This window comes from Christiangramia sp. OXR-203, from assembly GCF_034372165.1.
Classification (GTDB): domain Bacteria; phylum Bacteroidota; class Bacteroidia; order Flavobacteriales; family Flavobacteriaceae; genus Christiangramia.
This window is the reverse complement of record NZ_CP139698.1, coordinates 1,109,466-1,124,516: the sequence shown is the minus strand read 5'-3', so window position 1 is coordinate 1,124,516 and position 15,051 is coordinate 1,109,466. Positions and strand designations below refer to the sequence as shown.

Annotated in this window: 8 protein-coding genes; 5 read left to right on the top strand and 3 right to left on the bottom strand. The window is 39.4% G+C overall.

The genetic code is table 11. The features are described 5' to 3' along the window. Positions 1 to 12: 12 nt before the first annotated feature. Positions 13 to 1,041, bottom strand: a complete 1,029-nt coding sequence (locus T8I65_RS05220; protein ID WP_322302343.1) for a LacI family DNA-binding transcriptional regulator — start codon at positions 1,039 to 1,041, stop codon at positions 13 to 15. 222 nt (positions 1,042 to 1,263) lie between these two features. Here T8I65_RS05220 and T8I65_RS05215 point away from each other — a divergent pair, with 222 nt between their 5' ends. The 5 genes from T8I65_RS05215 (at position 1,264) to T8I65_RS05195 (ending at position 11,445) form a co-directional block, all read left to right on the top strand. Then, complete coding sequence (locus T8I65_RS05215; RefSeq protein WP_322302342.1) at positions 1,264 to 4,191, top strand: SusC/RagA family TonB-linked outer membrane protein; 2,928 nt, start codon at positions 1,264 to 1,266, stop codon at positions 4,189 to 4,191. A 26-nt stretch (positions 4,192 to 4,217) separates the two neighbouring features. Further along, positions 4,218 to 5,828, top strand: coding sequence for a RagB/SusD family nutrient uptake outer membrane protein (locus T8I65_RS05210; RefSeq protein WP_322302341.1), 1,611 nt, complete (start codon positions 4,218 to 4,220; stop codon positions 5,826 to 5,828). An 18-nt stretch (positions 5,829 to 5,846) separates the two neighbouring features. Further along, positions 5,847 to 7,004 carry a SusE domain-containing protein gene (locus tag T8I65_RS05205; RefSeq protein ID WP_322302340.1) on the top strand — a complete coding sequence of 386 codons (1,158 nt, stop codon included), beginning with the start codon at positions 5,847 to 5,849 and terminating at the stop codon, positions 7,002 to 7,004. Between the two features lie 64 nt (positions 7,005 to 7,068). Further along, positions 7,069 to 8,523 carry an alpha-amylase gene (locus T8I65_RS05200; RefSeq protein WP_322302339.1) on the top strand — a complete coding sequence of 485 codons (1,455 nt, stop codon included), beginning with the start codon at positions 7,069 to 7,071 and terminating at the stop codon, positions 8,521 to 8,523. A gap of 366 nt (positions 8,524 to 8,889) precedes the next feature. Further along, positions 8,890 to 11,445 carry an adenosylcobalamin-dependent ribonucleoside-diphosphate reductase gene (locus T8I65_RS05195; protein ID WP_322302338.1) on the top strand — a complete coding sequence of 852 codons (2,556 nt, stop codon included), beginning with the start codon at positions 8,890 to 8,892 and terminating at the stop codon, positions 11,443 to 11,445. Positions 11,446 to 11,518: 73 nt separating this feature from the next. Here T8I65_RS05195 and T8I65_RS05190 read toward each other — a convergent pair whose 3' ends face one another. Then, positions 11,519 to 14,086: a hypothetical protein gene (locus tag T8I65_RS05190; RefSeq protein ID WP_322302337.1), complete on the bottom strand. Its 2,568-nt coding sequence runs from the start codon at positions 14,084 to 14,086 to the stop codon at positions 11,519 to 11,521. A gap of 12 nt (positions 14,087 to 14,098) precedes the next feature. Then, complete coding sequence (locus tag T8I65_RS05185) at positions 14,099 to 14,986, bottom strand: hydroxypyruvate isomerase family protein (protein ID WP_322302336.1); 888 nt, start codon at positions 14,984 to 14,986, stop codon at positions 14,099 to 14,101. Positions 14,987 to 15,051 lie beyond the last annotated feature (65 nt).

Sequence of the window (15,051 nt, the reverse complement as noted above, 5' to 3'; positions counted from 1 at the left end):
AAAACGAAAAGGCTATTTCCCAGATTTTGTTGAATCTCTTAACACCAAACCTGTCTCAACAATAATAGTTTTGTAGTAATCATCCTCAGTAGGTGTGCGTTCAAGTTTCTCGATTAACAGTCGGGCAGACTCCTCTCCCATTCTCATTCCATGCTGACTTACCGTTGTCAAACTAGGAATAAATCGTTTGGACAATTCACCATCTGTAAAGCCAATTACAGAAACATCATCAGGTACCTTTTTTCCCTGATCCTGAATAGACTTTACTGCAGATATGGCGAAATGCTCATTCACAGCGAAGACTCCATCCACGTCTCGTTCCTTCAGAAAGGCTTCTATTTCCTTTTCGCTGTCTTCCATTTCCTCGATCTTGAGAATAAGATCTTCATTAATACTTATACCATTTTCAGCTAAAGCCTGTTTATAACCATGCGTACGCAGTTTACCCACACTTACATAATCAACGGTAGAAATAAGAGCGATCTTCCTGCAGCCTATATCAATCAGGTGCTGAACAGCTTTTTTTCCTCCGGTAACATCATCAATGATCACCTTATCGCAAGAAATATCTTCAGCTACACGGTCGAAAAGCACACAAGGCATTCCCTGGTTGATCACTTCCGCAAGGTGATGATAATCCCCTTTTTGCATGGTTTCTTTGGCAAGCGACAAAATAAACCCATCGGTACTTCCATTCGCCAGCATTTCCATATTCAGAACCTCTTTGTCAAATGAATTATCTGAAAGGCACACCAAAACGTTATATCCCATTTCATTGGCCACTTTTTCCACTCCACTAATTACTGTAGTAAAGAAATGGTGTACAATTTCAGGAATAATTATCCCTATTGTCTTGGTTTTCCGATTCTTAAGACTTAATGCTATGTTATTAGGCTTATAGTTATAGTGTTTTGCAAAAGCCTTGATCTTGGCACGTGTTTCTTCGCCAATTTCCGAGCTGTCTCGAAGTGCTTTTGAAACGGTGGAGATAGACACATCAAGCTCTTTGGCAATTTTCTTCAGGGTTAGTTTGGGCTTCATTCTATTCGGATATTCGTGATTTAGACGGGATATATTTTCGATCTCGCAAAATTAGCATTATTTGATTATGAATCTCTTAAGAAGAAAAAGTTTTCAACACGAAAACGTTTTCGTCCCAGTAATAGTTGGGTTTCGCCAAATATTGGATTTGAATTTACATACATTTAACCTCAGGAAGTAAAAGTATAAGGTTAATTTTTATCAAAAACCAATAATAATTTTATGAGGAATTTAATTAAAAGCACATTGTTTTTGCTGTTCATGCTACCAATGAGCTTTTTTGCACAAAACACCGTTAGCGGAAATGTGACAGAGACTGCCACAGGCCTTCCGGTTCCAGGTGTGAACGTAATTGTTCAGGGTACCAGCAATGGTACAACGACCGATTTTGATGGTAATTATACCATATCTAATGTATCTAATGAAGACGTACTTGTTTTTTCCTTTATAGGATTTGTAACGCAACAGATTCCTTACGAAGGTCAGTCTACTATAGACATTACTCTTGATGAGGATGCTGCTACGCTGGACGAAGTCGTTCTAATTGGGTATGGAGCAACCTCTGAGCAGGATGCGACCGGAGCCGTAGAGAAGATCTCTTCAGAAACTTTTAACCAGGGCGCAGTTGTTGCCCCGGAACAGCTGATCGCTGGTAAATCTGCCGGAGTACAGATCACCCCGGGTGGTGGAGCTCCAGGACAGGGAGGAACTATTAGAATACGTGGTGGTTCTTCACTATCGGCTTCTAACGATCCTTTGATCGTAGTTGATGGTGTACCTTTGGATCAACGTGGAGTTGCCGGTTCAAGAAACGCGCTAAATTCTATAAACCCAAATGAAATCGAAGATTTCACTATATTAAAAGATGCTGCAGCCACTTCTATTTATGGTTCCAGAGCATCGAACGGGGTAATTCTTATTACAACCAAAAAAGGTAAAAAGGATTCTCCATTTCAGTTTACATATGATCTAAAAACTTCTGTTGGGAATGTTCTGGATAAAGTAGACGTTTTAAATGCAGATGAGTTTAGAAACCTGATCAACAATACTGAAGGTACAGATCCTTCTTTATTAGGAAATGCAAATACAGACTGGCAGGATGAAATCTATGAAACTTCAGTAGGAGCTATTCATAACTTTACAGCTACACAGGGTATCGGGAATTTCTACTATCGTTTGAACTTTAACCATACTGCTGAAACTGGAGTTATCAGAAAAGATTATTACGAGCGTAATGCTTTTAATATCTCTTTGAACCAGGATCTTTTCGACAATTCGTTAAAACTGACTCTTACTTCGAAGAACTCTTTAGATAAGAACAAGTTTTCGAATGGTGGTGCCATTGGATCTGCAGTAGCATTCGATCCTACTCAACCTATTTATGATGATACCCTTCCATTTGGTGGATTCTTTGAATTCAACAGACTTTCAGGAGGTGAGATCACGCAACAAAATCTTGCAACCAGAAACCCGATCGCTCTTTTAGAGCAAACCACAGACCAGAACCAGACCAGGCGTTCTATTACGAACCTGAATGCTGAATATAAAGTTCCTTTCTTAACGGGTCTTAAAGCAGTAGTAAGTGCTGGTTTTGATTATGCTGAAGCTGATGGGGATAAATTTACTCCGGTATTTGCAGCATCCAACACTTCTAATATCGATCAATTCGAAGATTATAGTAATATAAACCGTAACCTTCTTCTTGATACTTATTTAAACTATAAAACAGAACTTGGTTTCTTTGAAACAGATGTTGATGTAACAGCAGGTCATTCTTACCAGGAATTTTACTCTACTAGCAATGTTTTTGGAACTGAGCAGGATCAAATTAGAGCACTTCCAAGAGATATTAACAGGAACTCTTTAGAGTCTTACTTCGCGAGAGCTAGTTTCGATATTAATAACAGGTACCTGATCTCTGGTAGTATTCGTGCCGATGGTTCTTCTAGAGTTTCTCCAGACAATCGTTGGGGATATTTCCCTGCAGCCTCTATAGGTTGGAAAATTCATAATGAAGAATTTCTTGAAGATTCAAGAATCCTTAATGAATTGAAGCTTCGTGGTGGATACGGTGAAACCGGAAACTACGAAATTGGAAGAAACTATGGGTATTTAGGTCTTTACACACCTAGTCAGGGTGGTGCGAGATACCAATTTGGAAATGAGTTCATTGGTACTATTAGACCTGAAGAGTATGATGAAGACCTCAAATGGGAGAGTCTTATCAACTATAACGCAGGTATAGACTTTGGTCTATTCGATAATAGATTGAGTGGTTCTGTGGATGGATATTACAGAGAAACTAAAGATCTTATCGCAACCGTACCAGTACCAGCAGGAGCTAACCTTTCAGATCAATTACTAACGAATGTTGGTACGACTGTAAGTAAAGGTATCGAGATTGGATTAAGTGGTGATATCGCCAGGTCTGAAGATTTCAACTGGACCTTAGGTTATAACATTTCCTTCCAGGAATTAGAGATCACAGAACTTTCTTTGGGTGATGATGCAAACTTCTTTATCCCACAGGGTGGAATTAGTGGTGGTGTTGGAAACAACATTCAGCTTTGGAAAGAAGGATTTGATCCTACTACTTTCTTTGTGTTCAGACAGGTTTATAATGATGCCGGGCAGCCAATTGAAGGTGCCTATGTAGATGTAAATGGTGATAACCAGATCACAGAAGCAGATAAGCAGCCATACAAGAAAGCGACACCAGATTACTATATGGGTCTTACCAACACCATGAACTATAAGGACTTTGACTTCAGCTTTACTTTTAGAGGAAGTTTTGGAAATTATATTTATAACAACACGCAATCTGCAAATGGTTTTATAGAAGCTGGAACAAACACTCCTGAAAATTACTACTCGAACTTTAACTCGAATGTATTGGAATCAGGTTTTGTAAACAGTCAGTTCTTCTCAGATTACTACTTGCAGGCTGCAGATTTCGTGAAACTTGATAACGTAAGTATTGGATATACGATCCCAGGAGAAAAAGTTGATTTCAGAGCTTCTTTAACTGCAACAAACGTGCTTACGATCACAGATTACGATGGGCTTGATCCTGAAGTTTTCGGTGGAATTGATAACAACTTCTACCCAAGATCAAGAAGATTCGTACTTGGATTGAACTTTGCTTTTTAATGAATAATAGAAAAATTACTAGAACTATGTTTAATAAATTTAAATCTACTTTCCTTATTCTCTTCGGAATGGCGGTTCTATGGTCATGCGAAAGCGATCTGGAACTAACTCCCGAGGATAACAGGGAAACTGCGGCTTCAGCTTTTGAAGACCCCGCAGCTTACAAACAGTTTTTGGCTAAGCTATATGCAGGTTTTGCAATTAGTGGTCAGGATGGTCCTGCCGGTGATGCCGATCTTTCTGGATTAGATGAAGGATTCTCACAATACATGCGGTTGTACTGGATGGTACAGGAACTTACAACAGATGAAGCAGTTATTGGATGGAATGATGGAACGATCAAAGATCTACATAATCAGAACTGGACATCAGGAAACGAATTTATTCGTACAATGTATTCCAGAATTATGTACCAGATCGCACAGTCTAACGAATTCCTTAGACAAACTGAAACTTCAGTAGTTGAAGGTCGTGGTGTGGATGCTGCAACACAGGCAGATATACAGGTATATCGTGCAGAAGCAAGATTCCTGAGAGCATTAAGCTACTGGCATGCACTGGACCTTTATGGAAATCCTCCTTTCGTTACAGAGCAGGATCCTGTTGGTGCGTTCCTTCCGGAGCAAACAAACTCAGCAGAGCTTTTCACTTATATTGAAAATGAACTTTTAGCGATCGAGAGTGAACTAGCCGCTGCCGGCACTAATGAATATGGCCGTGCAGATCAGGCAGCAGCCTGGATGTTACTTGCAAAACTTTACCAGAATTCAGAAAAGTACACTGGATCTGATAGATCTTCAGATGTGATCACTTACACTGAAAAGGTAATCAACTCAGGATTTACTTTAGTTGATGACTACCAGAAGTTATTCCTTGCAGATAACAATATGAACGGAGCACAGAGCGAGATCATTTTCCCGATCACTTTTGACGGGATCAACACTCAGGCTTATGGAGGAATGACCTTTATCATCCATGCAGCAGTTGGAGGATCTATGGATCCCGATAACTTTGGAATTAACGGTGGATGGGCCGGTCTAAGAACCACTTCTGCCCTTATCAATGATTTCCTTGAGAATGAAGATGATGATATTGAAACAGTAGCTGATGAAAGAGCTATTTTCTATACAGATGGACAGTCTAAAGAGATCAGTAATATTTCCAATTTCACTGATGGTTATGCCGTTGCTAAATATAAGAACGTAGATGTGAATGGAAACGCAGGATCAGACCCTACAGGAGATTTTCCAGATACAGATTTCCCTATGTTCCGCCTTGCAGATGCTTACCTAATGTATGCTGAAGCCGTAGTTAGAGGTGGTGGAGGAAGCGAATCTACAGCTGTAGATTATATCAATGAGTTGAGAGAAAGAGCTTTTAACAATGACAGTAACAATATCTCAACATCAGATCTTACCCTTAACTTCCTATTGGAAGAAAGAGCGAGAGAGCTTTACTGGGAAGCACACAGAAGAACCGATCTTATAAGATTTGGACAATTCTCTGATGGTGGTGTATGGCCATTCAAAGGTGGTGTCCCACAGGGAACTACTACAGAGTCTTTTAGAGATCTAATGCCGATCCCGGCTTCAGATCTGGGAGTGAACACGAATTTGACACAAAATCCAGGATACTAACAAAATACTATTACAACAATGAAAAAGTTTTCAATTTTCTTATTAATAATGATCGCATTCGTAGGATTTACATCCTGTGAACATGATGATGATGTGGTTTTTACAGCTCAACCTGATCCAGAAGGGATCGTGTTTATGAGCTCTACCGCAGAATCTTACACCCTCACTTCTGAAACTGCCAACAATATCGCTGAGCGATTTGTATGGAGTGAAGTTGATTTTGATGCTCCAACCACTGTTACTTATGAACTTCAGGGTTCCTCTGATGCAGACTTTTCTTCATTCAATATCATTGGAACGACGGGAGAAAATAATCTTGGAGTTACTGTTAGCCAATTAATGTCTTTGGCTACGGAAGCAGGTTTGGATAACGATCCTGAAACCGAAATGCCAAATGCAGGAGATATCTACTTCAGAGTTCGCGCTTATGCCGGAACTGATGGAAGCAACGGCCTTAACGCAACTTCTGAAGTAATGTCTCTAAGAGTTGTACTTCCTGAAGCGGTAATCGAAGAAGAAGAAAATTCAGTAAAAATGAATCTTTTCTTTGTAGGAGATGCAACTGCCGCTGGATGGAACAACAACAATAACAATACGCCAATGTTCAGAGATCCTGAAAATGACAACATTTTCAACTTTACTGGAAGATTTGCTGGTGGTGATGGTGTAGAAGGTTTCAAATTACTTGAAACTCCTGGAGCATGGCAACCGCAATGGGGTGGTACCGACGGAACTTTGGGTGTAAATACAGGTGATAGTGATGATCCGGCTGCATTTTCAGTAGAAGATGACGCATACTACACGCTATCATTAAACACTGAAGACATGACCTATACTTTCGAAGCTATGGATGTTTCTGCAGCAACAATGTACGATATGGTAGGTATTATTGGTACTGCTACTACAGGTACAGACGAAGGTTGGAATGATGATATGGATATGACCCAGTCAGATTTTGATTCTCACATCTGGTACATGAATGACGTGGAATTGTTTGACGGTGAACTTAAGTTCAGAGCAAACAACGCATGGGATGTTAGCTGGGGTGCAAGTACACCAATCAGCGGTCAGGGTGCCAATGCAAATGATCCAAATATCCCTGTAACCGCAGGAGTTTATGATATCTGGTTCAATGACCTAACTGCAAGATATATTCTTATTCCTGCAGGAGAATAATCAACCTATTTTATACTGGGGCTAATTTAATTAGCCCCTTTTTTTTCTTTAAACTGAACTAATTATGAATACTAATAAATTTTTATGCAGTCTCCTGCTTGGTGGGGCACTCTTTATAGGTTCGTGCTCCGGTGATGATTCAGATGACATCGTGGACGAGACAGATGATATAACCGGTACCCCAGAAATCCCTGCTCCATCAGAGCCTCAGGCTTTGGACCTGGCATCTCTGGACAATGGCAGCCGGGTAATGATGCAGGCATTTTATTGGGATGTAGAACCAAGATTTGCCTGGTGGGACAACCTTTCTGAAAAAGTGCCGGAATGGTCTGAAGCTGGTGTAGACAGAATCTGGATACCATCTCCCGCTAAAGGACAATCTGGTGGCTATTCCATGGGATATGATGTTTCAGATTATTTCGATTTTGGTAATTATGACCAGCATGGAACTGTAGAAACAAGATTCGGTTCAAGAACAGAACTTGAGAATTTGATCGCCACAGCCCATAGCAATGATATTGAAGTAATCGCAGATATTGTCCTGAATCACAATTCTGGTGGAGGTTTGCAATACAATCCTTACCGGGATTACGATACTTATACTTTATTTGATGAAGCGAATGGAAATGCTTCAGGGATGTTCAACAGAACTTACGAGGATTTTTACCCAAATAGTGTAAGCCAGTATGATCCGGGAAGTCTTTTTTATGAAGAGACCAATCTTGATCACCATAGAGAAAGAGTTCAGGACTGGCTTTGGAAGGATGAGAATTCAGTAGCGAAATATTACAGGAACGTAATGGGATTTGATGGTTGGCGTTTTGATTACGTTAAAGGTTTCGAACCATGGGTAGTAAAAGAGTGGAATGAGGCCGTTGGAGGATTCTCTGTAGGAGAAAATTTCGATGGAAATCCAGATGTGCTTCGTGACTGGATCGAAGCTTCAGGATCACCTGCTTTTGATTTTTCTACGTTTTACAAACTGGAAGAAAGTCTGGACAGATTTGAAAATCTTAGTATTCTCGAGAGTGATATGCTTTGGAAAACAAATCCTGAAGATGCGGTAACCTTTACTGCAAATCATGATACCGAAAAAGACTCTAACGAGGATAATTATATCATGAGTTCCAATAAAATGAAGGCTTATGCCTATATCTTAACTCATCCTGGTTATCCTACGATCTTCTATTCAGATTATGAGAATGAAGAATTTAAAGATGAATTAAAGACGTTAATTTCGATTCATAATAGCCTTGCAACTGGTGACACCGAGTTACTTTATGCAGATCAGGATGAATATGTTATGAAAAGAAATGGATCAGGTACTAATCCTGGATTAATTCTTTATATTAGCATCAATAATAGTACAAAAAGAAGAACAGTAAGTTCGAACTGGAGTAATGTTACCTTACAGGATTATAGTTCGAATTCAGCATATTCCCCTACCTCCGATGAAAATGGAGCGGTGACTATCGAGGCTCCTGCAAATGGATATTCGATCTGGTCAATTACAGAATAAAAATTTTTATTTTGAATTTTCATAGGTGTTAATTCAAAGAAGGCCTCACAAATTTGTGAGGCCTCTTTTTTTTGTTACTTTTTCTCTGGAATACTCTACAAAAAGCATTTAATTTAGCCTAATTTTGATGCTCACCCCCTATTTCTACTGCTGAATCTCAATAGTATAGAAACTCCAAACCTTAAATTAAATGTTTTCATTATTTGTCAACTTTTTATTGTTAGTAAATATTTAGTTAATTGATTATCAGTTAATTAACCGTTTTTGTTTGAAAACTTTTTCTAAACGCTTTGTTAATTGTCCGGAAATAATGCCTAGTTTTATACCAGCCGATTAGAGCATTTCTAACCTAAAAATCTCATTTTTATGCCTGTACAGGAAAATCCAGTTGTTCCAAAGACTTATACTCAGGAACAGGCCTTCGAAGCTTCACTAAAATACTTCAAAGGCGACGATCTTGCCGCCAGAGTTTGGGTAAATAAATACGCCCTTAAAGATTCTGACGGGAATATTTATGAACTCACTCCAAACGATATGCACAGACGTATCGCCAGCGAGATCGCAAGAGTTGAAAAAAAGTATCCAAATCCTATGACCGAAGACGAAGTTTTCGATCTTATCAAGGATTTTAAATATATCGTTCCGCAGGGAAGTCCTATGGCTGGAATTGGGAATCCTTACCAGGTTGGTTCGTTATCTAACTGCTTCGTTATAGGAAATGATGGAAATTCAGATTCTTATGGTGGGATCATGAAGATCGACCAGGAGCAGGTACAGTTAATGAAAAGACGTGGTGGTGTAGGTCATGACCTTTCTCACATACGTCCTAAGGGATCGGCCGTAAAGAACTCTGCGCTTACCTCTACCGGGATCGTTCCATTTATGGAGCGTTACTCCAATTCTACAAGAGAAGTAGCACAGGATGGACGTCGTGGAGCTTTGATGCTTTCGGTTTCTGTAAATCATCCTGATTCAGAAGATTTTATCGACGCTAAAATGGAGCAGGGCAAAGTTACAGGTGCCAATGTTTCGGTTAGGATCGATGACCAGTTCATGAAAGCTGTAAAGAACAATACCAATTATACTCAGAAATATCCGATATTTTCCGCAGAGCCAAAGGTTTCAAAAGAGATCGAGGCAGATAAACTCTGGAAGAAGATCGTACATAACGCATGGAAATCGGCTGAACCTGGAATTCTATTCTGGGATACGGTGATCAACGAATCTGTGCCAGATTGCTATGCAGATCTTGGATATAAAACGGTTTCTACCAATCCTTGTGGAGAGATCCCACTTTGCCCTTACGATTCCTGTCGTTTGCTTGCGATCAACCTGTTTTCTTATGTAGAAGAGCCATTTACAGACAACGCGCATTTCAACTACGAACTATTTAAAAAACATATTTCTGCTGCACAAAGAATTATGGATGATATCATTGATCTTGAACTGGAAAAGATCGACAATATCATTGGTAAGATCGATGCAGATCCAGAAAATGAAGAAGTAAAGGCTGTTGAGAAAAATCTTTGGCTTAATATCCGTAAAAAAGCACATGAAGGTAGAAGAACCGGAATAGGTATTACTGCGGAAGGCGATATGCTTGCCGGTTTAGGTATTAAATATGGTAGTAAGGAAGGAATCGATTTCTCTGTAGACATTCATAAGAATATCGCTGTTGAAGCTTATAGAGCTTCCGTAGAAACTGCGAAAGAAAGAGGTGCTTTTGGGATATTTGATTCAGAAAGAGAGAAAAACAACCCATTCATTCTTCGATTAAAAGAAGCTGATGAAAAGTTGTATTACGACATGCTAGAGTATGGTCGTAGAAATATCGCGCTTTTAACGATCGCTCCAACCGGAACGACCAGTCTAATGACGCAAACTACTTCTGGAATTGAGCCTGTTTTCCTACCAGTTTACAAAAGAAGAAGAAAAGTAAATCCTAATGACAAGGAAGCACGCGTAGATTTCGTGGATGAAGTGGGAGATTCTTGGGAAGAGTATGTAGTTTTCCACCATCGTTTTAAGCAATGGATGAAGGCTAAAGGATACGATACCGATAAGAATTACTCGAACGAAGAACTAGATAAACTTGTTAAACTTTCTCCTTACTACCAGGCAACATCTAATGATGTAGACTGGCTTAGCAAAGTGAGAATGCAGGGAGCTGTACAAAAATGGATCGATCACTCTATTAGTGTGACCATTAACCTTCCAAACGATGCGACAGAGGAATTGGTTGGAAAACTATACCTGGAAGCATGGGAAGCTGGTTGTAAAGGTGTTACTGTCTATCGTGATGGTTCAAGATCTGGAGTTTTAATCTCTAACGATGAGAAAAAAGAGGAAGATGAGGAACAGACTTCCGGATCTTTCCCTCTCAAGAGACCAGAAGTTCTAACAGCCGATGTGGTTCGTTTCCAGAACAATAAGGATAAATGGATCGCATTTATCGGACTTGTAGATGACAGACCATATGAGATATTTACCGGTTTTGCAGATGATGAAGAAGGTATCCTTATCCCTCGCTGGGTAACTGAAGGCTATATCATCAAAGCAAGAAATGAAGATGGATCTTCACGTTATGATTTCCAGTACGAGAATAAACGTGGTTACAAAACCACGATCGAAGGACTTTCGCATAAATTCAATCCGGAATTCTGGAATTACGCGAAATTGATCTCAAGTACACTACGTCATGGAATGTCTATCGACAAGGTTGTGGACCTTATTAACAGTCTGCAATTGGACAGCGAATCTATTAACACATGGAAGAATGGGGTGGTTCGCGCTCTTAAACGTTTTATCGCAGATGGGACGGTCGCTAAGAAGGAAAAATGTAATAACTGTAATTCCTCAAATCTTATTTACCAGGAAGGTTGCCTTACCTGTAAAGATTGTGGCTCTTCTAAATGTGGATAATTTAATTGTTGTAAATGTTAAACTGAAAAAAGGTCTCGTGAGAACGAGACCTTTTTTTGTATAGATATTTCTACTACTGGAGATTGACCTTTACAATACCAATTTCATGTGATTTCTGAAGATTTTCACGCTCGATCCCCGGACCAATAGAAAACTGAAGTGCTTCCACCTCTTGAAGATCAAAATCTTCCGGATTCTGATGCTCAAAATAATAGGATAAAAAACCCGGGTAAGGACGTGGCAACGTAACCGTTTTCACTGGCTCAAGCTCATCCAGTCTGATCCTTATTTCTTTTAAATCTTGATCTAATTCGATTATTTTACCAAAAGCTGAACCGTTTTTCATTAATAAAGCTACCTGAAGTTTCTCTGTACCCAATTTAAGGTTACGTGCCTTGATGATAAGTTCCTTCTGATCTCCAGGAAGCCTTGCTCCTATTTTCTTCTGAAAATTATACCGAAAAGAGTAATCGTAAATTGGAGCTGCGTTTTTGTTCTCAATATCTAGTGAAAATAATTGATCCAGTCTTACCTGAAATTCGTCTTCAACCGAATTTATGGGAACAACTTTATTGCCGGGCTTCCATGAATGAACTACCATATGTGCATCCACAGAAGCATCGAAAAGTGAGATGGCAGAACCTTTATTGTAGATACGAGTAGAATATGCATCTTCAGAATAGAAGTCCCAGTTCTCCGGACTACCTGAAACGTTTCCAGGGAATGTTAGTTTTCCATTTTCAGTTTCCAGAATGATGTGGTAAGTAAGTGTTCCTGGAACAAGTAAATTTTGCGGTACTTCAGCAGAATAATCGTATTGATTTTTTGCTTTCATTTGTACTGCTTCATAAATATTCCCATTCTGAAACCATATTTCGGCTTTCTTAATCTCCTCATTCGAAACAATCACTGCTTCGATACAAAAACTCTGATTTGCTTCCGCGGCATTTGTGGCTTTATGTAGGACATATGTACGGTCAACCGACTCTTCTACTGCCACAAAATTATCGACTTCCAAACGGAACTCTCCCTCAAAATTTTCAAATTCAAAATCCTTCCCTTCAGCAGAAAGAATATAAGTGCCGGGTAAAACTGATATTGCACCACCTTTGGCTTTTTGAACTTCAGATTCCGAAGTATTTATCTGTTTGAAATCGAAATTTTCACCAAGTCCAGGAAGATTAATTTCCATTTCGTTCAAATTATACTTGATCACAGATATCGTTTTGTCAAGGCTGTTATTTCCGAAGGGATCCTGGATAAGAAATGGGTCGGGCATTACTTCCAGACGCCAGACTCCTTCTTCAAGTTTATCAAGAAAGTAAGCTCCTTTCCCTCCATATTCGATCACTTCAGAACTACCGTGACCCGCAATTTCTCTTAATTCTGAAATAGCCTTAGGCTTTTCAGCATTTGAATTCGTGTAAATAAACTTTTCCGCAGAATTATAGACCGCTAGATCATCCTCATACTGAATAAGAAAATCTCCAAATTTTAAGTTGTCGGGATAGGTTCCCTGATCTTCGGCCAGTTTGGTATGATGGAAGATCTCCCCGGCGACCATAAGACCTAAAGCCTTATGCGGAGTATAATTGAGGTTCATATAATGGGTATTATATTCAGTATTCGCATATGCCAGGAAAGATGGATCATAGGCAAAATGCGTCCCGATCTGAATTCCCGCTTCTCGAAAACTGCGTGCCATTGCGGGATAGATATATGATCTATTAACATCGGCAGCATCAAACTCATACACAAGTTTAGCGGCGTTATTATTTTCGATGACATTGCTGAACGGAATATTATAATCGTTGACATTGGGAAGTAAATTTCCCGGGATTTCCTTCTTAAAACCAAGTCCGGTTGGATACCATTGAAAAGTACCACCCTGAATATCTGATTCAAAATAAGTGTCTGCAAGGTGAACGCTATGGGTGACATTATAAAAGACAGGTTTTTGAGAACCGGAATCCCGGATGGCCTTTGTGAGTTTATTAATGAATTCTTTTACCTCCTTAGGAGTGCCGCGATGATGTGGTTCATTACTGATTTCAACCGCGATGAGATTTGGATCATTTTTATACGCAATTCCTGTATATGGATTCACGTGGCTCATAAATTGCGTAAGATAGTTTTGCTGGGCAGCGATCGCTTTGGGATTGGTCAAGCTTCCTTCCTTGCCATACTTATTCGAAAATCCCGGAGTATCTTCATCTGGTTCCGGCCAGCCATTTCCCCAGTATGCGATTGGAGTGATCACAAAATTGATCTTGCGTTTCTTAAGTTCACTCAGCAAATAATCGAACGCATCCAGGTGTTCATTTTCCAGTAAATTCCCTTCTGCATCGCTAATTTCTGTATCCCAGACGTGAAGACGATACAGATCAAAATTAAGCCGGGAAAAATGGTAGAGGTCTTTATCAATTTCGGCCTTGATATCAAGCCCAAGTTTTTCAGCAGAACGGTAAGCATGTGCGAATGGTGCCGAATAATTGACTCCAAAACCTTTTACTTCCTCTCCGGAAGGCTCCCATCGAATTATTCCCTTTTCGTCTACAACTGTAGTTACTTGAGAGAAAGCTGTATTAATATTAAAAATCAGTAATATAAGAACTGTGATCGATTTGATATTTTGAGTCATTAAAATTTATGTTTAGATAGTACAAATTCCAATGGCTTCTTCAAGCGCTTTTAGTTTATTCTCATAGGTTGGAATAAATTCCTGAGCGATATAACCATCAAAACCGGTATCATAAATCGCCTGGATGATTGCAGGATAGTTTAATTCCTGAGAATTATTGATCTCGTTTCTTCCGGGATTTCCCGCGGTATGATAATGATTGATGTAAGGATGAAATTCTCTAATGTTTCGAATTATGTCACCCTCCATGATCTGCATATGGTAGATATCGTAGAGCAGTTTAAAGTTTGGTCGGTCCAGTCTTTTGGCAAGTTCGGCTCCCCAGGACGTATGATCTGCCATATAATCTGGATGGTCTACTTTGCTATTCAGCAATTCCATGACGAGGGTGACATTACGAGTTTTAGCATGGTCCAATAAAGGCTTTAATCCGTCTACACAGTTGTTCCAGCCAGTTTCATTATCCATCCCACGCCGACTCCCAGAAAAACAGATGACATTCTGAATATTCTTATCTGCAGCTTTGTCGATGAGTTCTATGTAAGCAGATTGCAATTTCTGATGATTTTCAGGGTCATTGAATCCATCGGTCAAACTGATAAAATCGTCGGTTGCCATGGAACATTTTAGACCTTCCTCCTGTACAATTTGCCATTCTGAAGGTTTTAAAAGATCAATAGCACTAATTCCCAATTCTTTACAGGCTCTAGCAAACTCCTTAAGGGGAATATCGGCATAACACCAGCGACAAACAGAATGATTAATCTTTGAAGTAGGGTCTTGTAAATTATTAATTGCAACATCGAAACCGGATGCATTGGAAAATGATGGAATAACAAGTAAACCTGCTCCAATACCCAGGTTCTTTAATAATTTTCTACGAGATTGATCTTTAGCCATCCTGAAATGTTTTTCTAAATTAATAATAAATGTAATTCATACAATTATTTAAAGAAACTATTTTC

Excerpts from the sequence above, each read along its gene's own strand:
- T8I65_RS05190 (WP_322302337.1), bottom strand. The coding sequence starts at position 14,086 with ATGACTCAAAATATCAAATCGATCACAGTTCTTATATTACTGATTTTT.
- T8I65_RS05205 (WP_322302340.1), top strand. The coding sequence starts at position 5,847 with ATGAAAAAGTTTTCAATTTTCTTATTAATAATGATCGCATTCGTAGGA.
- T8I65_RS05185 (WP_322302336.1), bottom strand. The coding sequence starts at position 14,986 with ATGGCTAAAGATCAATCTCGTAGAAAATTATTAAAGAACCTGGGTATT.
- T8I65_RS05215 (WP_322302342.1), top strand. The coding sequence starts at position 1,264 with ATGAGGAATTTAATTAAAAGCACATTGTTTTTGCTGTTCATGCTACCA.
- T8I65_RS05220 (WP_322302343.1), bottom strand. The coding sequence starts at position 1,041 with ATGAAGCCCAAACTAACCCTGAAGAAAATTGCCAAAGAGCTTGATGTG.
- T8I65_RS05195 (WP_322302338.1), top strand. The coding sequence starts at position 8,890 with ATGCCTGTACAGGAAAATCCAGTTGTTCCAAAGACTTATACTCAGGAA.
- T8I65_RS05210 (WP_322302341.1), top strand. The coding sequence starts at position 4,218 with ATGTTTAATAAATTTAAATCTACTTTCCTTATTCTCTTCGGAATGGCG.
- T8I65_RS05200 (WP_322302339.1), top strand. The coding sequence starts at position 7,069 with ATGAATACTAATAAATTTTTATGCAGTCTCCTGCTTGGTGGGGCACTC.